This window comes from Nocardioides seonyuensis (genome assembly GCF_004683965.1).
GTDB lineage: Bacteria > Actinomycetota > Actinomycetes > Propionibacteriales > Nocardioidaceae > Nocardioides > Nocardioides seonyuensis.
Map to the genome: position 1 here is coordinate 3,374,574 of NZ_CP038436.1, position 23,665 is coordinate 3,398,238.

General features: G+C 69.2%; 16 protein-coding genes and 1 pseudogene. 10 read left to right on the forward strand and 7 right to left on the reverse strand.

Annotation, left to right across the window (positions count from 1 at the left end; translation table 11 throughout):
* Positions 1-14: 14 nt before the first annotated feature.
* Positions 15-167, forward strand: coding sequence for a hypothetical protein (locus EXE58_RS19570; protein ID WP_167288964.1), 153 nt, complete (start codon positions 15-17; stop codon positions 165-167).
* Here EXE58_RS19570 and EXE58_RS16390 read toward each other — a convergent pair.
* Both EXE58_RS16390 and EXE58_RS16395 read right to left on the reverse strand, forming a co-directional pair.
* The gene (locus EXE58_RS16390) at positions 164-1,381 is read right to left on the reverse strand and encodes a glycosyltransferase family 4 protein (protein WP_135268849.1); all 1,218 of its coding nucleotides are present in this window, start codon (positions 1,379-1,381) and stop codon (positions 164-166) included. The genes EXE58_RS19570 and EXE58_RS16390 overlap by 4 nt on opposite strands.
* Positions 1,382-1,460: 79 nt before the next feature.
* Positions 1,461-2,177, reverse strand: a complete 717-nt coding sequence (locus EXE58_RS16395; RefSeq protein ID WP_208544057.1) for a class I SAM-dependent methyltransferase — start codon at positions 2,175-2,177, stop codon at positions 1,461-1,463.
* Between the two features lie 162 nt (positions 2,178-2,339).
* On the opposite strand from EXE58_RS16395, the gene EXE58_RS16400 reads away from it, so the two are divergent.
* Genes EXE58_RS16400 through EXE58_RS16410 form a run of 3 tightly spaced genes read left to right on the forward strand, consistent with a single transcriptional unit; the run spans position 2,340 to position 8,971 of the window.
* The gene (locus tag EXE58_RS16400; RefSeq protein WP_167288966.1) at positions 2,340-6,326 is read left to right on the forward strand and encodes an alpha-(1->3)-arabinofuranosyltransferase domain-containing protein; all 3,987 of its coding nucleotides are present in this window, start codon (positions 2,340-2,342) and stop codon (positions 6,324-6,326) included.
* 43 nt (positions 6,327-6,369) lie between these two features.
* Positions 6,370-8,238: a hypothetical protein gene (locus EXE58_RS16405; protein WP_135268852.1), complete on the forward strand. Its 1,869-nt coding sequence runs from the start codon at positions 6,370-6,372 to the stop codon at positions 8,236-8,238.
* 22 nt (positions 8,239-8,260) lie between these two features.
* Positions 8,261-8,971, forward strand: a complete 711-nt coding sequence (locus tag EXE58_RS16410) for a class I SAM-dependent methyltransferase (protein WP_135268853.1) — start codon at positions 8,261-8,263, stop codon at positions 8,969-8,971.
* Here the strand turns inward: EXE58_RS16410 and EXE58_RS16415 are convergent.
* Both EXE58_RS16415 and EXE58_RS16420 read right to left on the reverse strand, forming a co-directional pair.
* Positions 8,910-9,875, reverse strand: coding sequence for a lysylphosphatidylglycerol synthase domain-containing protein (locus EXE58_RS16415; protein ID WP_167288968.1), 966 nt, complete (start codon positions 9,873-9,875; stop codon positions 8,910-8,912). The genes EXE58_RS16410 and EXE58_RS16415 overlap by 62 nt on opposite strands.
* An 11-nt stretch (positions 9,876-9,886) precedes the next feature.
* Positions 9,887-10,894 (reverse strand): glycosyltransferase family 2 protein, encoded by a 1,008-nt coding sequence (locus EXE58_RS16420; RefSeq protein WP_135268855.1) that lies wholly within the window; start codon positions 10,892-10,894, stop codon positions 9,887-9,889.
* 86 nt (positions 10,895-10,980) lie between these two features.
* Between EXE58_RS16420 and EXE58_RS16425 the strand changes: the two genes are divergently transcribed.
* A complete protein-coding gene (locus tag EXE58_RS16425; RefSeq protein WP_244242271.1) occupies positions 10,981-11,733 on the forward strand; it encodes a class I SAM-dependent methyltransferase in 753 nt (250 codons plus the stop codon).
* Complete coding sequence (locus tag EXE58_RS16430; RefSeq protein ID WP_135268856.1) at positions 11,730-15,887, forward strand: DUF3367 domain-containing protein; 4,158 nt, start codon at positions 11,730-11,732, stop codon at positions 15,885-15,887. The genes EXE58_RS16425 and EXE58_RS16430 overlap by 4 nt, the downstream gene beginning before the upstream one ends.
* A 29-nt stretch (positions 15,888-15,916) precedes the next feature.
* Here the strand turns inward: EXE58_RS16430 and EXE58_RS20160 are convergent.
* Positions 15,917-16,999 (reverse strand): annotated as a pseudogene (locus EXE58_RS20160) (acyltransferase family protein); the annotation flags it as partial.
* Between the two features lie 50 nt (positions 17,000-17,049).
* On the opposite strand from EXE58_RS20160, the gene EXE58_RS16440 reads away from it, so the two are divergent.
* Positions 17,050-17,793: a class I SAM-dependent methyltransferase gene (locus EXE58_RS16440; protein WP_135268858.1), complete on the forward strand. Its 744-nt coding sequence runs from the start codon at positions 17,050-17,052 to the stop codon at positions 17,791-17,793.
* An 86-nt stretch (positions 17,794-17,879) separates the two neighbouring features.
* On the forward strand, positions 17,880-18,878 hold the full coding sequence (gene pgfA, locus EXE58_RS16445; protein ID WP_135268859.1) for a cell envelope lipid trafficking protein PgfA: 999 nt from the start codon (positions 17,880-17,882) through the stop codon (positions 18,876-18,878).
* Here pgfA and EXE58_RS16450 read toward each other — a convergent pair.
* Positions 18,875-19,705, reverse strand: coding sequence for a class I SAM-dependent methyltransferase (locus EXE58_RS16450; RefSeq protein ID WP_135268860.1), 831 nt, complete (start codon positions 19,703-19,705; stop codon positions 18,875-18,877). The two genes, pgfA and EXE58_RS16450, sit on opposite strands and share 4 nt — an antisense overlap.
* A gap of 35 nt (positions 19,706-19,740) precedes the next feature.
* On the opposite strand from EXE58_RS16450, the gene EXE58_RS16455 reads away from it, so the two are divergent.
* Both EXE58_RS16455 and rpsA read left to right on the forward strand, forming a co-directional pair.
* Entirely contained in the window at positions 19,741-20,625 is an 885-nt protein-coding gene (locus tag EXE58_RS16455; RefSeq protein WP_135268861.1) for a phosphotransferase family protein, read from the forward strand.
* Between the two features lie 180 nt (positions 20,626-20,805).
* Positions 20,806-22,308, forward strand: coding sequence for a 30S ribosomal protein S1 (rpsA, locus tag EXE58_RS16460; RefSeq protein ID WP_135268862.1), 1,503 nt, complete (start codon positions 20,806-20,808; stop codon positions 22,306-22,308).
* Between the two features lie 35 nt (positions 22,309-22,343).
* Here rpsA and EXE58_RS16465 read toward each other — a convergent pair whose 3' ends face one another.
* Positions 22,344-23,633, reverse strand: a complete 1,290-nt coding sequence (locus EXE58_RS16465) for a class I adenylate-forming enzyme family protein (protein ID WP_244242272.1) — start codon at positions 23,631-23,633, stop codon at positions 22,344-22,346.
* Between the last annotated feature and the right edge of the window lie 32 nt (positions 23,634-23,665).

Sequence of the window (23,665 nt, forward strand, 5' to 3'; positions counted from 1 at the left end):
GTGGAGCCATTGACGTGCAGGGAAGAATCGCGGGCATCGTTGCCGTACTCGTCGGTCTGCTGCTTGCTGCCCTGACGACTGTCGGCGTGGTCCAGACCGTGAGCAGCGCTCCGGCCCAGCCCGAGCAGACCGTGATGGACTACGGCACCAACGAGACCACCCGCTAGTTCGCCACTCGTCCGGTTCGCCGCCAGGAGCGCTTCCGCTGGTCGACGGGGGAGGGTCCGTCAGGGTCCTCGCTGGACACTCGCTCGCCCTTCAGCACCTCACTGAGGACGTGGACGAACGAGCCCTGGGAGTGAGCCCATGAGAAGGTGTGGGACATGGCGTGGGCGCCACGTCCCAGACGCTCACGCTCTGCGTCGTCCTCGACGAGTCGCCTGACCGCCTCGGTGAAGGCCGCGGGGGTGTCGACCAGCAGTCCCGACTTGTCGTGAGAGATCGACTCACGAGTCCCCCCGGCTGTGGAGTAGGCGATCGTGGGGACTCCTTGGCTGCCGGCCTCGCCGACCACGATGCCCCACCCCTCCTTCAGGGACGGCAGGAGCATGAGCCACGACTGCGCCAGGATCTCGTGCTTGCGACGCTCGCTGACGTGTCCGGTGAAGGTCACGAAGTCCGCGGCGCCCTCTTTGGCGACGTACTCCGACAGGTCTGCGTCCCACCAACCGTTGCCCACGACAATCAGATGGGCATCGGGGTGGGTCTCGCGCAGGGCCACGACTGCGTCGATCGCGTGCTCCACCTGCTTGTGCGGGACCAGGCGGCCCAGCACGCAGAGCGTGGGCTGGGTGCTACGTGTGTGCTCCACGGCGGGTGGGGGTGATGTGCCGTTGTGGATCACCGCGATCCGGTCCTGGCCGATACCCAGGGCGATGAGCTCACCGCGCGTGGCGCGAGAGACGGCGATGTACTGAGACCGGCGGTACAACCATGGAGCCAGAATGCGTTCGATCCACCAGCCGAGGCGACCGACCAGACCGGGGTAGACGATCGGCCACTGCTCACGGTGCACGTGGTGCACGAGCACGACGACGGGGGCCCGTGTCACCAGACGTGTGAAGAAGGGGAGCCCGTTCTGGACGTCCACCACGAGGTCGACCTTGCCGAAGGTCCCGAGGAGGAGCCTCAGGGCGCCGATGAGGTAGATCGCCACGTGGTTGCCGCGCCGCACGAACTCGACGCCGCCGATGACCTCGTCGGCGGGCGCTTGGTCGTGGGCGGCGCAGAAGATGGTTGCGCGACCCCCATGGGCGACGACTCCTCGAGCCATGGCCTCGACGTACCGCTCGGAGCCCCCGCCTTCGGGGTTGGTGGTGTCGCGCCAGTTGAAGAAGACGATGTGGCGTCCCGCAAGGGTCGCGGGGGAAGCTCCCTGCATGCCTCGCACGCTACCCGTCTTGTGAAGTGTTCGTGGTCGATGAGCCGGGTTTGACGCCGCCAGGGTCCAGCCAGACCGGTCAGAAGGGGTCGTAGGGTCCTTCGTGCTGGAAGACCCGTGCCGCGAGGCGTCGCAGGCGCAGACGCAGCAGGACCTTCACTGCCACGTTGCGAACCCACCAGGGCATCTCGCGAAGGATCCTGACGCGGTCCTGCCACGACGGCTTTCCCACCTTGAACAATGCCATGGAACCTGCGCGGCTCTCGTAGCGGATTCGCCGCGACGGCAGCACGTGGGCGAGCACGCCCAGGGTGACGCCGATGGAGGAGTAGCAGTCATGGATCAGGATCGGCGCCCCCTCAGGGAGGTGGACGGACCACTTCAGGTCATCGGCCAGGGTCCAGTAGTCGTGCTTGCCGTCGATGTAGAGGCAGTCGATCGATCGGGTCCAACCGGGGCGTGCCCGCGTGCTGTAGTCGGTCAGCAGCTCCACCGACTCGGTCAGACCGTTCTGTTCCATGTTGTTCTGGAACTTGGTCTTCGTGGACACTCCGCCGAAGAGGCGCCCCTCGATGAAGGGGTCCACTGCCACGACGCGTCCGCCGCGCTCGCGTGCGGCTGCGGCGAGAATCACGGTGGACTTGCCCTGGTGGCTACCGATCTCGACGACCAAGGGGTCGTCGAGATCCCCGACGGCCTGGTGCAGGAGCCGGGCCTGGTCCTTCGTCAACCACCCCGGGATGTCCGAGGCGATCTCCCAGGTGGCGTCGAACGTCGAAGGCGCATGATCATCCACGAAGACTTCCTCACGTTGCAGAGGCCCGGATGATCCGGAGTACCGACGCAGAATATAGACTGCCGAAGGCATGCGTGGATCGACGACGGAAGGGCAGTCGCGGTGGTCGACGGTCTGATCTTCCGGGTCCAGTCGCGTGCGCGTGGCTCGTCAGTCTGGCGGATGGGTGTCCACCTCGTCGTCGTCGGCTCGGTCATCCTGCTCAACATGGTCCAGCAGCCCGGGCGAATCACCTTCGACACCAAGCTGGACATGCAACTCAATCCAGCCGACCTGCTGGCCCGCAGCACCAGCCTGTGGAACGCCGACTGGGCGATCGGTGGCCTGCAGAACCAGGCTTCGGGCTACCTGTTCCCCATGGGCCCGGTCTTCCTCCTGGGCGAGCTGATGGATATCCCCATGTGGATCTGGGAGCGCTTGTGGTCGGCGGCGGTCATGCTGCTGGCCTACGAGGGCGCACGACGGCTCGCAGCTCGCTGGCCCGGGGTCGGACCATCGGGAGCGATCCTGGCGGGTCTCGCCTACATGCTGTCCCCGCGCGTCCTGACCACTGTGGGCAGCCTGAGCGGCGAGAGCCTGCCGGCCGCGGTGCTGCCGTGGACCGTGCTCCCACTGGTTCTCTACCTGCGTGGTCAACTCAGCGGGCGGATCGCCTTCGTGCTGTCAGCGGCCACGGTTCCCCTGATGGGTGGACAGAACGCCACCCTCGTCTTCGCCTGCGTGATCTTTCCGGCTCTCCTCCTCGCGACAGCGGCCGGGAGAACGCTCCGTCACCGAGTCCGCGATCTGCTGGGATGGGGCGCTCTCGTGGGCGTCGCCTCGCTGTGGTGGTTCGTCCCCCTCGTGCTGCTCGGCTACTACAGTCCCCCCTTCCTGGACTTCATCGAGTCCGCGGAGAGCACTGCCGGATCAACGGGGTGGCTGTCCTCCCTTCGAGGGGCGAACCACTGGGTGGCCCACTTCTCAGGTGGCGGCCCGGTCGGGTGGTCCGGTGCGTACGAGCTGGCGTCCTCCCGCCTGTTGCTGCTCACGACGGTGCTGGTCGCCGCCATCGGTCTTGTCGGGCTCCTGCAGCGCGGGCTCTGGGAGCGGCGGGTGCTGGTCTCGTCCCTCGTGATCGGCATGGCGGTGCTCACGGCGGGCAGCGGCGGCTGGGCCGGGTCGCTCTTCTCGGAGTCGTGGCTGGTCGCCCTCGACACCTGGCTCGCTCCCTTGCGGAACATCCACAAGTTCGACCCGTTGGTTCGGCTGCCCCTGAGCCTGGGTATCGCTGCTTGGGTGACGGCGTGGGCGCCGCGTCTGGGCAGGTCGGCCCAGGCGGAGCGGGCGTCCCGCGTCCTGAAGCTTGCCGGTACGGGACTCCTGATCGCCGTCGCCGCGATACCGGCGGCAGCCGGCTCGCTGAGGACCGATGACGGGTTCGAGGCGATGCCATCGACCTGGCGTGCCGCGGTGGACCACGTGACTGATCAGCCGGGGCCAACCCGGGTCATGGTCCTGCCCGGCACCAGCTTTGGCGTCCAGACCTGGGGTCGCACGATCGACGAGCCCATCCAAGTGCTCGACCCCCCTCCCTGGGTGGCTCGCGCGCAGATCACCGTCTCCCGGGCAGGCACCCTCAGACTGCTCGACTCGGTGGAGCAGGCCGTGGCAGAGGCGAGACCGCAGGATGGGCTGGCAGAGGCGCTGCGCGCTCTGGGCATCACGCATGTGATCGTTCGCAACGACCTCGACCGCGAGGCGACGGATGCCCCTGCACCGGCCGTCGTACACGCCGCGATGAACAACCTCCCCGGTGCAGAGGTGTCTGCCACTTTCGGTGAGTCAGTGGACGGTGGCCCCGCGCTTGTCGTCTACGAGGTGGGCGACGACGCGGAGCCGCGGGTCGACGTGCGCGACTGGGGTGGGCGGGCGGTGGTCTCCGGGAGTCCGGAAGTGGTGCCGGAACTGAGGGCGGCCGGCCTGGTGGACGAAGACCAGGCCGTTGTCCTTGCCACGGACGGTGAGCAGACGGATGTGGTGACCGACAGCCTGCGGCGCATCGAGCGCAACTTCGGGCGCGTGCACGAGAGCCGCTCAGGAGTGATGACTGCCGAGGACCGATACCGCTTGGACAGGCAGGCGCACGACTACCTCGACGACGCGATCCCAGAGCAGATGACCACCGCGGAGTACGACGGGGTCGCCCAGATCCTCGCGTCCACGTCCGCCGGCTACGCGAACATCCTGGGCGCCGTGAGTCCCGAGCACCACCCCTACGCGGCGTTCGACCAGTCGTACCTCACCAACTGGGAGACAGCCCCATACTCGCGCCCCGAGGGGCAATGGGTGGAGGCCAGGTTTGAACGCCCTACCGAGGTGAGCAGTGTGTCGCTCGCTTTCGACGTCTCCTCCGGGGTAGGTGTCACGTCCGTTCGCATCGCGACCGAGAACAACTCGGTGGTGGCTGAGGTGCGGGCGGACGGGACCGTCCCCTGGGTGGACGTGGAAGATCCTGCGGCGACCAGGCTTCGGGTCACCGTCCTGGCGGCTTCCTCACCCTCTGGACGGGTGCGACTCTCGGACGTGCGCATCGCCGACCACGAGGTGAGCAGGTCCCTGAGGCTGCCGGGGGAGGTCTCATCCGGTACCGCCGTCTTCATGTCCAGCGAGGCGCCACGCCGTGCCTGCCTCGTGGCCGGTGAGAGTGGAGAGGTCAGCTGCGCCGTGAGCCGCCAGCGCGAGACCTCCGAGGCCCGAGGCTTCGACAGGATCATCACGGTCACCGAGGGGGGGAGCTGGCGACTTGAGGGGCGGGCGATCGCCACCGACGGCCCCGGCCTCGAGCAGCTGCGCGTCCCGCTGCAGGACGACCTGGTGCGGGTGGATGTGAGCTCCACGTTCGGCGGGGACCCCGCGGTCACCGGTGCCTTGGCGTTCGACGGCGACGAGTCGACCGGCTGGACCTCTGCCCCGCACGATCCCTCGCCCACGCTGCAGCTGTCCTGGGGACCACGACGCAAGGTGACTCGTCTCAGCGCCAGCCGCTCGCCCGACCACCCCGGCCAGCTGCCAGAAGCTCTCCTGGTCGACGCCGGACCGGGGACCGGTGGACCTCAGGTGGTGACCACCTCGGGTCCCCGTGCTGGAGAGATGCGGACCGTGCGCACGCGCCAGCTGAGAGTGACCGCGCTCGGTGCGGCCGGACCCGGTGGTGTCGGCATCTCAGAGCTGGTCGTGCGCGGGATCATGGACCTGCAGCACGCGCCGGGGCCCAGCACACCGACGGGGACTGTCTGTGGCTTCGGCCCAGTGGTGGAGGTTGCGGGTCGACAGGTGCAGACCCGCCTGCGCGGAACGCTCGAGGACGTCAGGACGGGTGGCCAGCTCGCCGTCACCCCGTGCAAGGGCGCCGACACACTGGTGCTGCCTCGAGGTGAGCACCGGATCAGGGTGACGAATCCGCCCGGTTTCGCTGTCACGACGCTCTCCCTCTCGCCGGCCGCAGCCGTGGTTCCGGCCCGGTCGCTCGGTGCCCCCGTCGTGACAGAGTGGTCTGCGACGGAGCGCACGGTCGAGGTCGAAGCTGACTCGGAGTCCGTCCTGGCGGTGAGCGAGAGCTTCAACCGCGGGTGGGGCGCCACTGCGGACGGAGAGGAGCTGCAACCCGTCGTGCTGCAGGGCTGGCAGCAGGGGTTCGTGCTGCCAGCCGGCACGAGTGGGACGGTGCAGCTGACCTACGCGCCCCAGGGTTTGTTCGAGGTCGCGCTCATCGGGGGACTGGTGCTCGCGGTGGCGTTGATGCTGCTGGCTGTCGTCATGCTGGTGGCCGTGCGACGCCGTGGCAGGTCCACGGCTCCCTCGCCGGAGCCGGCAGACCTGGCCGGTGTCGGCGGGCTTGCCCGCACACGGGCTAGAGATGCCGTCGTGCTGGTGGCTCTCGCCCTTGTGTCGCTCCCGCTTGCTGCAGGGGCTCTGCTCGGCCGGATCGTCCGCCTCCGACGCGACTGGCTCATCTGGCTCATCTGTGCGGGGGCCCTGGTGGTCGCCGCCCTTGTCGCACTGGGCTCTCCGTCGATCCTCACTCCGCACCCGGGTGCCGACGTCATCACCGCACTCGTCGTCGGGGTCGTGTCCGGTCGTGCGCTGACCCGCCCGACCAGGTCCTGAGGAAGCCACCGTTGGGCCGGGCAGGTGGGATAGCCTGCGCGCCATGGCGAGCACCATGACCCACGGCGACGTCGGGTCCGAGAAGTCAGCACCGCCGACCGTCTCCTTGACGCTGTCGCGCGAGCACCTGGCTCTCACAGCCATCGTCCTCGGACAGTCGTTGTGGCTGGGGTTCATCATGATGCGCGGCTGGTTCAGCGGCGCGGACCTCCCGAATCTCGCCTACGCCAACGGCAGGCCGCTCGACTGGGACTACCTCACGAGCACCCTGGGTGGGCACTTCGGTGCCGCTCAGCGGCTCGTCTACTGGCTCCTCAACAGGGCTGCACCACTCGAGTGGTGGGTCACCGTCCTCGTTCGCGTGGCATTCCAGGCGCTCACGACCGTGCTCCTGTGGCGCCTCTTCAAGACGTTGGTCGGTCCCCGCCCGTGGCTCTGGATCGTGCTGCTCGGCTACGCGTTCAGCGCCTACCTGGTGCCTGGCACGGCAGCGCTGAACAGCGGACTCGGTCTTGGGGTCAGCCAGGCGTGCCTTGTCGGGGCGATGCTCGCCCACGTGCGCTTCGTCCGCGAGCGACGACTCGCAGACGCCGCGCTCGTCGCCGTGCTGGTCCTGGTGATGCTCGCCTTCGCCCAGCAGACACTCCCCACGCTCCTCTTCCTGCCCGCGCTCTCGTTCGTCTTCCTCCAGCGGGGTCCCTGGCGGGCGCGGCTGCGTGGCGGCCTGGCGCTGTGGCCGGGGTGGCTCATGCTGGCGCTGGGGCTTGCGGTCTTCGCCGGCCTCTACCTCAGTGGTGACTACAACAGCCCGTCGTCGGAGTTCACCGCGCGCGATGCGGGGTGGCTGCTGGGGCAGGGCTGGCTCGAGATCCTCGGGCCAGCACTGGTTGGCGGACCTTGGCAGTTCTACGCGTTCCCGAACCAGTGGAGCGCCTACGCCGACCCGCCGCTTGCTCTCCTCGTAGTGGGACAGGTTGCGCTGGTCGGCCTCATCGTGACCAGCTTGCGACGTTCGGGTTGGGTCGCGTTGGTTGCCTGGGCACTTCCCGTGTGGACCGTCCTGACGAGCCTGGTTCTCGTCGGGCTGGGCCGGTGGTACTACGTGGGCGAGCTCATTCCCGAGGTTCTGCGCTACAGCTACTACGTCCCCCTCGCGCTTGCCCTGGGCATCGTGCTGGCATTCGGGTCGACGCCGGCTCGCACCCCGGCCGGGACGAGGTCCGCAGCTTCACGTTCCGACGGGCGCAGGACGTCGACCTTGCTCGTCGCCCCCGCCGTCGCTCTGCTGGTCTCGAGCGTGGTGTCCGCGATCTCCTTCGCCTCGGTGTTCTGGGAGAACCCCGCCGAGGACTACACCTCCGCCTTGCTGAAGGACACGGCCGAGCGTGGGCCAGGGGTGCAGATCTACGACACTCTCCTTCCCGAGGCCGTCGTCCCCTATGTCTCCCAGATGCACGTGTCTGACCTGCTGGCACTCGCCGGTGTCGAGGCGGCCTTCGGCGGACAGACGACCGGCCGGCTGGTGGTGGACGACCGGGGAGCCCTGGTGCCCGCCAAGTTCGTGAAGGTGGCCAACTTCAGCGGGCGTCGGCAGAAGAGCTGTGGGATCCACGTGCACGGATTGGGAACGACACGGATCAGGCTCTCCGAGGTGTCCGGCGTGAAGGAGTGGTTCCTTCAGTTGGAGCTCTACCAGCCGCATGCCAACCGGGTGACGCTCAGGGCCTACGACCAGGACGGGAGCGAGCTCTCCGTCACCAGTGGGTCGGCCACGCTCGACATGGTGGGGGAGCTCGTCGTCCTGCACCGTCGGCTCGAGAACGGCAGGCCCGCGATCCTCGAGCTCGAGTCCTCCGATCCCGAGACCAACTTCTGCCTCGTGAACACGCATGTGGGCGTCCCCCTCACCTAGCACGCGCACTAGGCTTCACCCCATGCGTTCCCTCGCGACGATGAAGCGCATCTACACGAGGTCCGTGCGAGGTGCAGGTCGGGCACTCGACCTCCTCGGGCTCGACGGCGGGGCGCCGCCACTGGACCGCAGGTGGCGACACTGGGTGCACAGCCTCACCCGGGTGCACGACTCACACGCGCTGGTGGAGCTCGACGTCCCTTGGTGGACCTACGGCGCGATCGCGGCCGTGGAGGAGTGGCTGTCTGCTCGCCCGGCACCCGTCAGGGTGTTCGAGTATGGCTCGGGAGCCAGCACGGTGTGGCTGGCGCGGCGTGCAGGGCAGGTGCACAGCGTCGAGCACGACGCGGGCTTCGCGGAGCTCATGGGATCTGTCCTCGCGGAGCATCCACACGTGGCGTTGTCGGTCGTGCCACCGGTCGCCAGAACGCACCCGGCCCTGCCCTCGCGGAAGGAAGGTCACCAAGGACTCGACTTCGCGGAGTACGTCGGCGCGATCGATGACGTACCGGGGTCCTTCGACCTGGTGGTCATCGACGGTCGTGCCCGTGAGGCATGCCTGGGAGCCGCGATCGAGAGGCTCTCGCCCGACGGGCTGATCGTCTTCGACAACAGCCGGCGCCGCCGCTACCGGCGAGCCATCACGGGGTCCGGGTTGCGCGAGCAGGTATTCAGGGGGCTGACCCCGACTCTTCCCTACCCCGAGCAGACCTCGCTGCTCGTTCGGCGATGATGCGACGGAGCGCTCGCAGGCTCACGCTCCCAGCGGCGAGGGTCAGGTCGGACAGGGTGAGGAGCACCCTGGAGGCGAGTGCCACGGCCAGTGCCGGCTGCGTCCCCACCAGCGGCGCGAGCGTCAGAAGGAGGACCCCCTCCCTGACGCCTGCCCCCGCCGGTGCCGGGATGAATGCCAGTCCTGCGGCCCAGGCCAAGGCGATGCCTCCGACCGAGGCCACGGCAAGACGCAGGTCGAGGGCTTCGTAGGCGGACAACAGCACCAGCAGGTGGCAGCCCAGCACCACCCAGCCCAGGACCGACCAGATCCCGGCACGGAGAACTGCCTGCGGCGAGACACGGGCGTCGAGCTGCTCGACCGACGTGACCAGCGAGGCGCGGTCGATGAGCCACATCACGACGCGGGGGTGGAGCAGGAGGAGCAGGGCCGGGAGCAGCAGCAGCAACCACCAGTACCTGGCGATGCTGTCGGCGCTCGACCACGGCAGCAGGAGTGCCCCGACAACGGTGCCGCTCGCGGTGACCATGACCAGCAGGAGGAGGCTCGCGCCGAGCATCATGCGCCGCGGCACGCCCAGGCGGGCCCCCAGATGGACCTGGGCCAGGACCGGCCAGACAGAGCCGGGGACGTACTTGCCCAGCTGGGTCGTGTAGAAGCCCGCGGCCGCGTCGCGGTGGGGGACGTCCACGCCGAAGCCGTTCAGCAGCGAGAGCCAGGTGCGTTCCACGCACATGCCTCCGACGATCGCAGCGAGAGCCGAGAGGGCGACCCTGCCCGGGCTCAGCTCGCGCACGGCGGTGGAGAGGCCCTCGCCCTGTGCGGCCAGCACGTAGGCACTGCCGAGGACGATCAGCACCGCGAGCGTGGCGCGGAGGGCGCGACCCCTGGGGGGTGGGCGCACGACTGTCTCGTTCAGCGTTCGGCCGCCCGGTCCAGTCCTCGCACCGGCGCACGAGCGGGAAGGTCCACTCCCGGGTAGGGGACGTGGAAGCGGCTGCGCTTGGTGTGCTCGAGGTTGTCCTCGATCAGGACGCGGTTGCTGCGGATCAGGTCGGAGATGACTCCGAGCATCAGGCTCATGAAGGCGAGGATGAGGAGCAGTGCGCCCAGGAGCAGAGACTGCAGGTGGCCGTCCTCGCGGTTGCGGAGCCACAGGATCCCGTAGCGCACGAAGGGGATCATCCCCAGGAACCCGAACACCGCGGTGAGCCAGGCGAACAGGACGTAGGGCTTGTACATCATGTAGGACCGGACGATGGCGGCTGCCGATTTCGCCACGTGCTCGGGTGTCGAGCGGAAGAGCCGCGACTCCCGCGACTTCGCGTTGGTCGTGATGGGCACGCTCTCGATCTTCAGGCGCTTGTTCCCCGCCTGAATGATCGTCTCCATCGTGTAGCTGAAGCGGGTGATCGCGTTGAGAACCATGAGGCTCTCCCGTGAGTAGGCGCGGAACCCGCTGGCGGCGTCAGGCAGGTCGGTGCCGGCGGCGCGGTTGACGACAGCGCTCCCCACGCGTTGCAGGAGCTTCTTGAGGGGTGAGAAGTGTCCGATGAGGTGGGTCTGGCGATCTGCGATGACCAGGTCGGCGCGCCCCTCGACGATGGGCCGCACCAGGTCGGGGATGCGCTCCTGGGGGTACTGGTTGTCCCCGTCGGTGTTGACCACGACGTCGGCCCCCAGCTCGAGTGAGCGCACGACACCGTCGCGGAACGACCGGCCCAGGCCCTGGGTGCGGGCGTGGTGGACGAAGTGGGTGACACCGTGCTCTCGCGCTACCTCCACCGTGCGATCGGTGCAGCCGTCGTCGATCACGAGGATCTCGACCTCGTCGACGCCCGGAACCTGGCGCGGAATGGTCGCCAGGACGGAAGGAAGGGTCTCCTCCTCGTTCAGGCAGGGGATCTGCACGATCAGCTTCACGTGTCCCTCGTAGCTCGGCGGTCGGTGTACACAGCCACGCTAGTCGCTCACGCATCCTGGAGCCGAGCATCGGCTACAGTCGCCGGGTGTCACAGCAGCTCTCCCAGGAACCGCTGGCCTGGGCACCCACACTTCGCCGCTCCGTCCGGCTGTTCCGTGCGTTCCGCCTCGAGCAGACCCAGCCGGACGTGTTCTACGGCGCGCTCGCGGCGGACTCGGTGGGTCACGTCGGTCAATATGCCGACCTGGCGGGATGCCGAATGCTCGACGTCGGCGGTGGCCCCGGATACTTCCGCCAGGCGTTCGAGGGGGCGGGGGCGAGCTACTTCGCGCTGGACGCAGACGTGGGTGAACTCTCCGGTCTGGGGTCGATCTCCTCGCGCACCGTCCTGGGCAGTGGGCTCGAGCTGCCCTTCGCGGACGAGACATTCGACGTCTGCTACTCCTCCAACGTCCTCGAGCACGTCTCCGATCCGTGGCGCATGGCCGACGAGATGGTCCGGGTCACCAAGCCGGGTGGGATCACCTTCATCTCCTACACCGTCTGGTACGGGCCATGGGGCGGCCACGAGACGGCGCCCTGGCACTACCTCGGGGGACACCGTGCCCGACGGCGCTATGCCCGACGCCACGGGCACGAGCCCAAGAACCGGTTCGGGGAGTCCCTCTTCCCTGTCACTGTCGCTGCGGGGACGAGGTGGGCGCGCAACCAGACCGGGGCCGAGGTGCTGGACGTCGTCCCGCGTTACAACCCCGCGGCGGCCCGCTGGCTGTCAGCGCTTCCAGTGGTGCGTGAAGTGGTGACGTGGAACCTGGTCATCGTCCTGCGTCGTCGATGACGAGCGGCGTCGACAGCACCGGGCAGATGGCGGTCACCCGGCGATTCAGGCTCGCCGTGTGCTGCCTCGCCCTGGTCGCGCTGGCGTTCTCGCAGCGACCGGGTCGCTTGGCCAGCGACACGAAGTTCGACCTCGTCGCCGATCCGGGCGCGATGCTCGAGAGAGCGCTGCACCTGTGGGACCCCTCCGGCGGGTTCGGGCAGGTCCAGAACCAGGCCTACGGCTACCTCTTCCCCATGGGGGCGTTCTTCTGGGTGGGCGATCTCATGTCGGCCCCTGGATGGGTCGTGCAGCGGTTGTGGTGGTCACTGCTGCTCGTGGCCGCCTTCCTGGGCGTGGTCGCCCTCTGCCGGGCGCTCGACCTCGGCTCGCCGACGAGCCGGATCGTCGCAGGGTTCGCCTACGCCCTCTCGCCACGGGTCCTCACCACCCTCGGGCCGATCTCGATCGAGGCCTGGCCGATGGCGATGGCGCCGTGGGTGCTCGTCCCACTGGTCACCGGCTCTCGCACGGGCTCTGCGCGCCGAGCAGCAGCCCTGTCGGCCCTGGCCGTCGCCTCGGTGGGTGGCGTCAACGCGGCGGCCACGTTCGCGGTGATCCCCCTGGGCGTGCTGTGGTTGCTCACGCGCGAACCCGGAGCGCGTCGCCGGACCCTCATGACGTGGTGGCCGGGTCTCGTCCTCGTCGCGACGTTGTGGTGGCTGGTTCCCCTGCTGCTCCTGGGTCGCTACAGCCCGCCCTTCCTCGACTTCATCGAGAGCTCCGCCGTCACCACCGTGCCCACGACCCTGTTCGACGTGCTGCGGGGGACCTCCCACTGGGTGCCGTACGTCGATCCCACGTGGCAGGCAGGCAACGACCTGATCGCCACTGGCTACATCGCGCTGAACAGCGCGGTCCTGCTCGTGCTCGGACTCGTGGGCATGACCCTGGGCAGCAACCCGCACCGGCGGTTCCTGATGCTGGGACTGCTGATGGGCGTCGTCCTCGTCTCGTTCGGCCATACCGGCGCCGTCCAGGGTTGGTTCGCCGGCGCCGAGCAGGCCGCCCTGGATGCTGCCCTCGCGCCGCTGCGCAACGTGCACAAGTTCGAGCCGCTCGTGAGACTCACCCTCGTCCTGGGACTGGCACACGTCCTGGCGGCGATCGCGGCACGCGCGCAGGGCACCGCCACCGTTCCGTTCTCCGTCCGCGCGTGGCTGCGAGACGGCGAGCGCGTGGCCTACGCCGGTGTCCTGCTCCTCGCCGGGGTCGCCGTGGTCGGCGTGGCCAGCCCAGCGCTCGCAGGGCGGCTCGCTCCCTCCGGTGACTTCGAGTCTGTCCCGACCTACTGGGAGCGGAGCCTCTCGTGGCTGGAGGCCGAGGCTGCTGGCGACGCCGAGCGAACCACTGCCCTGCTGGTCCCCGGTTCCAGCTTTGCGACCTACCAGTGGGGGATGCCCGAGGACGAGCCGGCACAGGCGCTCGGGACTGTGGACTGGGCGCTGCGCAACGCGATACCCCTGGCGCCTCCGGGGAACATCCGGATGCTCGATGCCATCGAGGCTCGGCTCGCTGCAGGCAGGCCGTCCCAGGGGCTGGCCGCATTCCTGCGCAGGGCCGGAATCGGCCACGTCGTCGTGCGCAACGACCTGAGCGCCTCCGGCGATCGACCCTCGCCCGTTCTGGTTCACCAGGCACTGGACGGTTCCCCGGGACTCCGCAAGGTCGCAGAGTTCGGGCCTGAGCTCGGGGGACCTGTCCGACTGCGCGCACGCGGCTCGAAGCGCGTTGTCGTGGATGACGGCTGGCACGCGTCCTATCCCGCTGTCGAGATCTACGAGGTACGTGGCGCCGAGGACGCGGTGCTCGCCACCACACCACCTGTCGTGGTGGGGGGTCCCGAGAACATCCTCGACCTGCTGGATGCTGGGCTCGTCGGGGACGAGCCAGTGCTCCTCGCCGTCGACGCTCCAGAGGGTCCGGCGGACGGTGGACTCATCGTGACCGACGGCCTGCGACGACGAGAGGCCACATTCGCCCGCGTGCACGACGGACGCTCGCTGACGTTGTCGCCCTCCGACGACGGGCGCCGTGGTGCCCCGGCGCGCGACTACCTCTTGGAGGGCCAGGATCGGTGGGAGACCACCGTCGAGCTCGACGGGGCACGCACCGTCGATGCCTCGGGTTCGCGCGCCTTCGCCGACACCAGGGGCGCGGTGCTGCCCGAGGCTGCTCCCTACTTCGCCTTCGACGGACGGGTCGAGACGGTCTACGAGTCAGGGCCACCGCGATCCGACGAGCATCCATGGGTCAGGGTCGTCCTCGACGAGCCACGGGAGGTGGAGCGTGTCACGGTGCTGGCCGGCGACTCGGCGGGAGAGGTCCCCCAGCGCATGGTGGTCGAGACCGAGACGGGCGCGTCCGAGGCCCACTTCGTGCCCGACGGGACCTCCGTCGGCTTCGAGGTGCCGAGTGGCGCGACGTCGTGGATCCGCGTGACAGCTGCGGGGAAGACGCCCCGGGAGCTCGCGGTCGCCGAAGTGCAGGTCGAAGGCCTCGACCTCGACCGCACGCTTGTTCTTCCGGAGGTCCCCGCCGATTGGGGAGCTCCGGACGATGTCCTCCTCTCCTCGACTCCCGCCCGCGGTGCCTGCGTGCTCCTCGACTCCGACGTCCGCTGCGCGGCGGATCGCGCCCGGGCCGACGAGGACGGTGGGGTCATCGACCGGACGCTGCGGCTAGGTGAGGGTGCCGCGTACGAGGTGTCCGCGACGGCGCGACCAATCGCCGGGGATGCGTTGTCCGGCCTGATCCAGCGCCAGCAGCTCGTGAACGTCTCCGCGTCCTCGACAGGGGTCGAAGACGCCCGGGCCTCGGCAGTGGCGGCCGTCGACGGTGCCCTGGGCACGACATGGCTGGCCGACGTCGAGGACCAGACGCCGTCCTTGAGCATCAACTGGATCGGCGATCGGCGAGTCCGCGCTGTGCGCCTGAGCCTCGACAGGCAGGCACCAGCGGCTGCGCCGACACGCGTCCAGCTCATCCACCCCGGCGGACGACAGACAGTGCGTCTCGACCGGGACGGCCATGCCCGGGTCACCCCGTTTCGCACCAGCCGACTCGAGATCAGGGTCCTGGACTCCACGTCGGGGGAGAGCCGCACGGGCTTCGCGGACCCTCGGCCGCTGCCCGTGGGGATCGGCGAGCTGAGGATCGAGGGGGTCGGGCTCCTGCCACTGGACCTGTCGGAGGTCCCGACGGACATCGGGTGCGGGTTCGGACCGACCGTCCGCGTCGCCGACCAGGTCTACGCCTCCACGGTGATCGCCTCGCCACGTCAGCTGTTCGACGGCGACGAGGTCCCTGTGCGCGTCTGCGGGCCGTCGACCCTGGAGCTCGGCGCCAAGATCTCGAGAGTGGTCATGACGCCCGCTCCGGCGTTCCGTCCGACCCGGATCCTCTTCAGCCTCCCGGGGAGTGCAGCGTCCGGTCCCGTGCGAGCGGACGCGACCCTGCGGATGGACTCGCCGGTGGCGGGCGAGGTCGAGTTCCTCGCCCCGGAGTCCTCGGCCCTGGCCGTCGTACGACAGAACGCGAATCCGGGCTGGGAGGCCGCCACACAGGCAGGTGAAGACGCTGTGCCTGCAGTGGTTGACGGCTGGCAGCAGGCGTGGTGGGTCCCGGCCGGAACCGACCGCCTGGAGCTTCGCTTCGCCCCGGACCTGGCCTACCGAGTGGCGCTCGCCGGGGGTGCCGCTCTCTTCTTGCTGTTGCTCATCGGCACCCTGGCCGCTCGACGGCGTTCCTCGACCAGCCCGGCCCTGGGTACCCGGGTGGCTGTCTGGACGGTCCCCCTGGCAGGGCTGGCCGCCCTCGGCCTGGTCGCTGGATGGGCGGGCATCGGTTGTGGCGTCGTGGGTGCCGGCGCGGCGCTGCTGGCTCGCCGGTGGCTCACCGCGCAGTCGGTCGCTTGGTTGGCCCCCCTCCCGATCGTCGCGACGTCACTGGTCTACTGGTGGCGGCCCTTGGGCTCCGACGACGGCTGGGCCGGTGCACTGGTGGCCCCCCAGCTCTTGGTGGCGTTCGCACTCGGGGCGCTGGTCTCGCTCGATCTTGCCCAGGGCGGTCGCACGTTGCGCAGCCGCAGGACCGGGAGCTCCACTGCCCGGTAGAGCGCCTCCGCGACCAGGAGCGAGGCCATGAGCGTCAGGGCGAAGAGCTCGAGGCCGCGTCCTTCGAAGAGCGTGATCTCCCGCCAGTCCGAGATCAGCTCGAGCAGCAGCAGGTGAATGCAGAAGACGCCGTAGGAGAGGTGACCCACGTGACGCGGCACCGGGTGCGCGAGGATCCTGACGAAGTACCCGTCCGTGTGCGCGAAGATGCCGGGCAGGATGACCAGCCCCGCGATGGCCGCGTAGAGCAGGTTCTTGGTAAGCGCCGCCTCGAGCGTGGGTGGGGTCAGGTCTGCAGGACCCGCGACCGGCGTGGCGGCGACAGCGAGGAGCGCCGCCGCTGCGGCCCAGCACAGTCCCGGTGACCGGCCCATCTCCGACAGGACGGCCGTGAGTCGATCCACGGGCTGCGGCTGGTCCACTCGCGCGCGCACGTCGCACCAGGCGAACACGAGCCCGACCGCGAACCACGTGAGGTAGGAGGGCAGCCAGAGCCTGATCATCGTGCCGCCGTGGTCCCACCGGACGGAGAGGTCCAGCAGCCAGACCACGGTGACGACGAACATCCCGGCCGCGACGGCGAGGGTGCGGTCTGGTCTCCGGTCCCAGCCGGTGCGGCGGGACAGGGCCAGCCACATCAGGATCGGCAGAGCGACGTAGAACGCCACCTCTGTCGCGAGGCTCCACATCTGCGTGAGCCCGTCCGGCAGCGTGTCATCCACGTAGATGTTTCCCATGAACAGGGTCGTGACCCAATCGCCCGGACCGGCGTCCCGGTTGCCGGGAAGGACGGCGAGGGTCGCCACGACGGTGATGACGTAGACGGGACCGAGTCGCAGTACCCGCTTCCAGAGGTAACGGCCGGTGGACGGCGCAGGCACGCCGGCCCGGTGCCGCGCGATCCAAGGCCGGGAGAGAAGGAAGCCCGACAGCACGAAGAAGATCGCCACGCCCACGTCGAGGCGCGCGAGCGTCGTACCCCACGCGGGCTGTGAGTAGGCGCCCGACCAGAAGGCCGCGTGCGTGCCCAGGACGGCGATGGCCGCGACGGCGCGCAGCGAGTCGAGCGCCGGGAACGTGACGTCGATTCCAGACGGGACCGGGCGCACCATGGGGGGACTATTGCACGCGACAGGTCGGCCTCCCCACTACTGTGACCGTCATGCCGCCGCTGCGACGCCTCCCTGCAGTCCTGGCCCGGTTGGCGGCGTTCGCGCGCGAGCGTGGCGTGGCGACGGTCCTCGCCTCGGGCCTCCGTTGGGGATGGCAGTGGTTGCGAGGACATCCGCGGACGGGCGGTTCGTCCGGCTCGTTCCAGTGGGAGGGTGCCGCGCTGCCCTACTTCGTGCATCCCTATCACTACACCTGGCTCAATGAGCGTGCGGTCGAGGTCGCGCTGGCCCGCGAGATCCTCGCCCGACACGCAGGTGCCGACGTGCTCGAGGTCGGGAATGTCCTGAGCCACTACGTCAGCGACCCCCACAGCATCGTCGACAAGTACGAACAGGCGCCGGGAGTCCTCAACCTCGATGTCGCGGACCTCGACCTGCAACGCGAGTTCGACCTGGTCCTGGCGATCTCGACACTGGAGCACGTCGGACTGGACGAGGATGTCGTCGACCCCGCCAAGCCCGCGCGGGCGATCCGGCGCCTGAAGGCCCACCTGAAGCCCGGGGGGATGCTGTGGGTGACGCATCCCGTGGGCTACAACTGCGACCTCGACGACCAGATCCGCAGTGGAGAGATCGAGTTCACCCGCCTGCGTGCGCTCAAGCGAGAGCCCACGCACAACACCTGGCGAGAAGTGCCACTCGACCAGGCATGGGGGACGCCCTACGACCGCCTCCTCTACACGGCGCACGCACTCGTGGTCGGGGAGTACCTCGCGCCACAGAACCAATGTTGACGTTGTGACGAACCGCGCGCCGGTCGGCTGATACCGTTCGGCGCGGTGCCCATGGGTTCCTGCAGTCTTACCGGAAGTATTCCAGAATGAGGGAGCGTGGAGTGAGCGGCAAGCTCGGAGTGATTCTGACGGGCGTGGGCGTCTTTCTCTTGGGACTGGCTCTCCTCGTGCGTTTCTACGCCTACGACCGGCTGGCTGTGGTGCCGCTCGACCAGGAGACCGTCTCGGTCTCCGAGGGTCCTGGCGCGACCATCTTCGACATCGCCAACCAGGAGGAGATCACCGTCGACCTGGTGTCGACGCGCAACGTCGTCGGTGACGTCGAGGCCTCCGAGGAGGCCAGCGACGAGCTCGGGCGCCAGATCGCTGTCTGGGAGACCCTCGTCTACACCAACGAGCCGGGCGAGGAGATCGACACCGACGACCCGCCACGGTCGGCCACCTACGACCGGGTTGCGTTCGACCGCCACACCGGCGAGGCCGTGAAGTGCTGTGGGACCTTCACCAGCACCACCGCCGACGAGAACGGCGAGAGCATCCGCAACACGATCGGCTTCGACGGTCTCTACTTCAAGTTCCCCTTCCAGACCAAGAAGCAGGACTACCGGTTCTGGGACGGCTCGCTCGGTGAGGCCACCGAGATCGAGTACAAGGACACCGAGACGATCGAGGGCATGGAGGTCTACCGCTTCGAGCAGGAGATCCCGGCCACGGACGTGGGTGACATCAACGCCCCCGCGTCGTTCTTCGGCATCGACGAGGAGGGTGAGGTCACGATCGACCGCATCTACTCCAACACCCGGACCCTGTGGGTCGAGCCGGAGACCGGGGTGATCATCCGCGGTCAGGAGGACCAGCTCTCGATGGCCAACTACGAGGGCGAGGACGTCGCCACGCTGACCGACGTGGTCATCGGCTACAACCCCGAGACCGTGTCCGACAACGTCGAGACCTACTCCTCGCTCGCGACCCAGCTCAAGATCGTCCGCATCTGGGCCCCCATCGTCCTGGGTGTCCTGGGCCTGGTCCTGCTCCTGCTCGGCGTCGCGATCATGCGTCGTCGGTCGCGGGACGCCACCGCCTAGGAGCGCTCGCCGCCCGCAGCCAGGGCCACGAAGATCGCGGTGCCCGGCGTCAGCATGCCGCGGGTGCGTGACCAGCCACCCCAGACCCGGTCGTGGGACTCGGGCCACTCCGGCTCGAGCAGGTCGATGAGCTCGAACGCGTGGGAGCTCAGCAGTCGCACCCAGTCGCCCAGGGTGCGGTGGTGCTCGACGTAGGCCACGACTCCGGTGGCGTCGTCGACCTCGACATAAGGCGTCCGGTCCCAGTAGGACTGCGTCGCGGTGAGGCCCGCCTCGCCGGGATCGTCGGGGAACATCCAGCGCGTCGGGTGCGTGATGGAGAAGGCGAAGCGCCCACCGGGTCGCAGCACCCGGGCGACCTCTCCCACCGCGTCGTCGATGTCGCGGACGAACTGCAGGGCCCCGAAGGACGAGAACACGATGTCGAACGAGGCGTCGGAGAACGGCAGGTGGGTCGCAGTGCCTCGCACCGACGGGACCGCGACACCTGTCTCGCCGTCGAGCCGGCTCGAGTGCTGCAGCTGGCGGTGGGAGAGGTCGAGGCCGATGGCTCGGCCCCCGTGCATGCGCACCCGGCGCGAGCACTGCCCCGCTCCGCTGCCGACCTCGAGCACGTCTCGCCCGACGACCTCACCGAGGACGCCGAGGGTGTCCTCGGTGTGGCCCTCCGGTCCCCAGAGGAAGCCTGCGTCGCCCAGGAAGTCGCCGTGGGTGGCCTGGTACTCGTCGGCGTAGCGGTCCCAGTCGGGTCCGTTCGCGCGGCGCGACTCGGCCTCGTCCACGGCCCGGCGCTCGACCCGTACCGACTGCGGCAGGTGATGCTCCACGTCGGGAGCCTAACCGGCCGTGGGAGCATGGTGACGTGGACCTCGACCCCGGGCTGACGCCGTTGGCCGGCGGGTGGTCGGGCCAGACTTTCCTGTCCGAGGCTGGGGGAGAGCGCGTCGTCGTACGCATCTACCCGCCGGGAGAGCCGCGGGGGGTCCTGGCGCCCGAGATCGACGCGGCGGTGCTGCGACTGGTGCACGGCCTGCTGCCCGTCCCCGACGTGCTGGAGGTACGACGGCCCGACGGAGCGTCCGACCAGCCGGGACTCCTTGTCACGACGTGGCTGCCCGGGCTGCGCGGCGACCTGGCCCTCCAGGAGCTGGACGCCGGCGGAAGGCGCCGGATGGGGGAGTCGATGGGGAGGGTGGCCGGCACCCTGGCCGGGATGCCGACGCTGCGGACAGGTGTCTTCGCCGACGTCGACCTCAGGATCGAGCCGTTCCGGGAGCCCGCCGCCTCGGGCCTGCCCGAGTGGGTCGCGTTCCACGAGCCCGGCCTGGCCCACTGGGACGCTTCCCTGCTCGCAGCCCTGCGCCGGGTGGCCGCGCAGGCACAGGAGGTCCTGGACGAGGCGGGACGCACCTGCCTGGTCCACTCCGACCTCAACCCCAAGAACGTCCTGGTCGACGACACCGGCTCGGTCGTGGCAGTCCTCGACTGGGAGTTCGCACACAGCGGCCATCCCCTCACCGACCTCGGCAACGTGCTCCGCTTCGAGACGGATCCCAGCTATGCGGACGCGGCCGTGGCGGCGTACTCCGAGCTGCGGGGCGGCGACCCCGAGCGGTTGCGCGAGACGGCTGCGGCCGCCGACCTGTGGGCCCTGGTGGAGCTCGCTGCCCGGGAGCGGCGCAACCCGGTGGCTGATCGTGCCGAGGCGCTGCTGCGGGAGAGGGTCTCGGAGCTCGCCGGCGCGTGAGCCGCCGGTTGGACGTGCGCCCGCGGACACGCGTACGCTGAGCGTTGCGCCAGAGGTCTGCCGAGTTCCCGGACGTAGTGGACCACGGCTCGCGACCGCCCTCCTTCGGGACGGTGATCGGTGAAACCGACTTCTGCGCGTGTCCGCACGAATCCATCCATCCAAGGAATCACTTCCTCCATGACGAGCACCCTCTCTACTTCCTCTGCCCACTACGACGTGGCCGGCGACGCGCCCCAGGTCGCGATCAACGACATCGGGTCTGAAGAGGACTTCCTCGCGGCGATCGACGCGACCATCAAGTACTTCAACGACGGCGACATCGTCGACGGCACCATCGTCAAGGTGGACCGCGACGAGGTCCTCCTCGACATCGGCTACAAGACCGAGGGCGTCATTCCCTCGCGCGAGCTGTCCATCAAGCACGACGTCGACCCCAACGAGGTCGTTTCCGTGGGCGACAAGGTCGAGGCCCTGGTCCTCCAGAAGGAGGACAAGGAAGGTCGCCTGATCCTGTCCAAGAAGCGCGCCCAGTACGAGCGCGCCTGGGGCACCATCGAGCAGGTCAAGGAGGAGGACGGCGTCGTCGAGGGCACCGTCATCGAGGTCGTCAAGGGCGGCCTCATCCTCGACATCGGCCTGCGTGGCTTCCTGCCCGCCTCGCTGGTCGAGATGCGCCGCGTCCGCGACCTGCAGCCCTACGTGGGCCAGACGCTCGAGGCCAAGATCATCGAGCTCGACAAGAACCGCAACAACGTCGTGCTCTCGCGTCGTGCCTGGCTCGAGCAGACCCAGTCCGAGGTGCGCCACGGCTTCCTCACCCAGCTGCAGAAGGGCCAGATCCGCAAGGGTGTCGTGTCCTCGATCGTCAACTTCGGTGCCTTCGTGGACCTCGGTGGCGTCGACGGCCTGGTCCACGTCTCCGAGCTGTCCTGGAAGCACATCGACCACCCGTCCGAGGTCGTCGCGGTCGGCGACGAGGTCACCGTCGAGGTGCTCGACGTCGACATGGACCGCGAGCGCGTCTCGCTGTCGCTCAAGGCGACCCAGGAGGACCCCTGGCAGCACTTCGCCCGCACCCACCAGATCGGTCAGATCGTGCCCGGCAAGGTCACCAAGCTGGTGCCCTTCGGCTCGTTCGTCCGCGTCGAGGAGGGCATCGAGGGCCTGGTGCACATCTCCGAGCTGGCCGAGCGCCACGTGGAGATCCCCGAGCAGGTCGTCCAGGTCAACGACGACGTCATGGTCAAGATCATCGACATCGACCTCGAGCGTCGCCGGATCTCGCTGTCCCTCAAGCAGGCCAACGAGACCGCGGCCGCGTCCGACGTCGAGGAGTTCGACCCGACGCTCTACGGCATGACCGCCACCTACGACGAGCAGGGCAACTACGTCTACCCCGAGGGCTTCGACCCCGAGACGGGCGAGTGGCTCGAGGGCTACGACGACCAGCGCGCAGTCTGGGAGGACCAGTACGCCAAGGCCCACGCTCGCTGGGAGCAGCACGTCAAGCAGCAGGCCGACGCGAAGGTCGCCGAGGCCGAGGCCGGCGAGGCGACGTCGTACTCCTCCGGCGGCGACGACGAGACCAGCCCGCAGAGCGGTGGCGACACCGGCGGTTCGCTGGCCTCCGACGAGGCCCTGCAGGCGCTGCGCGAGAAGCTCACGGGCGGCCAGGCCTGATCGCCTGACCCGACCCTGACGAACGGCCCGCCGACTCAGTCGGCGGGCCGTTCGTGCGTCTCGGAGACGAGTGCGGCCACGGCGTCGCGCCGGACCTTTCCGGTAGCCGTCAGCGGGAGCGCGTCGACCACCGTGTAGTCCTTGGGACGCTTGGCAGGAGCCAGCACGTTGCGCGCGTGCGCATCCAGCGCCCCCACGTCGACCGGACCCACGACCGCGGCGCACACACGCTGGCCCCAGTCGTCGTCCGGCGCGCCGTAGACAGCCACGTCGACGACACCGGGCACCTCGCGCAGGGCGTTCTCGACCTCCAGTGGATAGACGTTGACGCCACCGGAGATGATCAGGTCCTGGCGTCGGCCGTCGAGGTAGACGTAGCCGTCGCCGTCGACCCGGCCCACGTCACCCACGGTGAAGGCCTGACCTGCGGCGGTGTCCCGCCACGCCTGCGCGGTCTTCACCTCGTCGCCGAAGTAGGCGAAGCGCGCATGGGGAGGGACGACGCACCAGAGCCGTCCGTCGGGATCGGCGCTGATGACGCGGCCCGGGCGTGCCCGGCCCACGGTGCCGGGGTGTGCCAACCACTCCTCAGAGCGGCACGCGGTGAACTGGCCCTCGGTGGACCCGTAGAACTCCCACGTGGAGCCGTCCGGGAACAGGTCGATCAAGCGGTGCTTGAGCTGAGGGGGACACGGGGCTCCGGCGTGGGCGACCAGGCGGAAGCTCGAGAGGTCGGGGACACCGACCTGGTCCCAGTGGGCGAAGAGCCGCTGCAGGTGGGTGGGCACGCAGAACATCGACGTGGGCCGCTCGGTCTCGATGGCCTCGGTGACCCGCGTCGGGTCGAACCGGCCGGGGATGACCAGCCGGCCGCCGGCGTGCAGCGTGCCCGTCGCGAACCGCAGCGGGGCGGAGTGGTGCAGTGGACTGAGGACGAGGTTGACGTCGGTGTCGGTGAAGCCCCACAGCTCGCGCTCCTCGGCGACGAGCGCGGCAGCGTCAGCAGGGGACAGGAGCCCCGAGTAGACGCCCTTGGGGGTTCCCGTGGTCCCGCTCGTGCAGTGGATGGGCCGGCCTCGTGGCTGGCCTCGCCGGTCACCGGCCAGGTCGTGGTGGAGTGCCTGCAGCTGCTCGGACGTCGTCACCAGCAGGTCGGGCGCCAACGGGGCCAGGATGCGCCTGCGCTCGGCCGCCGTGAGGGAGGGGTCGAGCGGGATCGGGAACACCCCCCTCGCCAGGAGCGCCATCACCACCTCGACGTACTCGAGCGAACCGGGGACCAGCAGCGCGACCCGGGCGCCCTCGCTCAGCTCGATGCTCTGCACGCAGCAATCCAACCAAGGGTGCCCACGTGTGG

Coding starts and splice junctions, on each gene's coding strand:
- EXE58_RS16390 (WP_135268849.1), bottom strand. CDS start 1,381: ATGCAGGGAGCTTCCCCCGCGACCCTTGCGGGACGCCACATCGTCTTC.
- EXE58_RS16400 (WP_167288966.1), top strand. CDS start 2,340: ATGGGTGTCCACCTCGTCGTCGTCGGCTCGGTCATCCTGCTCAACATG.
- EXE58_RS16405 (WP_135268852.1), top strand. CDS start 6,370: ATGGCGAGCACCATGACCCACGGCGACGTCGGGTCCGAGAAGTCAGCA.
- EXE58_RS16410 (WP_135268853.1), top strand. CDS start 8,261: ATGCGTTCCCTCGCGACGATGAAGCGCATCTACACGAGGTCCGTGCGA.
- EXE58_RS16430 (WP_135268856.1), top strand. CDS start 11,730: ATGACGAGCGGCGTCGACAGCACCGGGCAGATGGCGGTCACCCGGCGA.
- EXE58_RS16440 (WP_135268858.1), top strand. CDS start 17,050: ATGCCGCCGCTGCGACGCCTCCCTGCAGTCCTGGCCCGGTTGGCGGCG.
- pgfA (WP_135268859.1), top strand. CDS start 17,880: ATGAGGGAGCGTGGAGTGAGCGGCAAGCTCGGAGTGATTCTGACGGGC.
- rpsA (WP_135268862.1), top strand. CDS start 20,806: ATGACGAGCACCCTCTCTACTTCCTCTGCCCACTACGACGTGGCCGGC.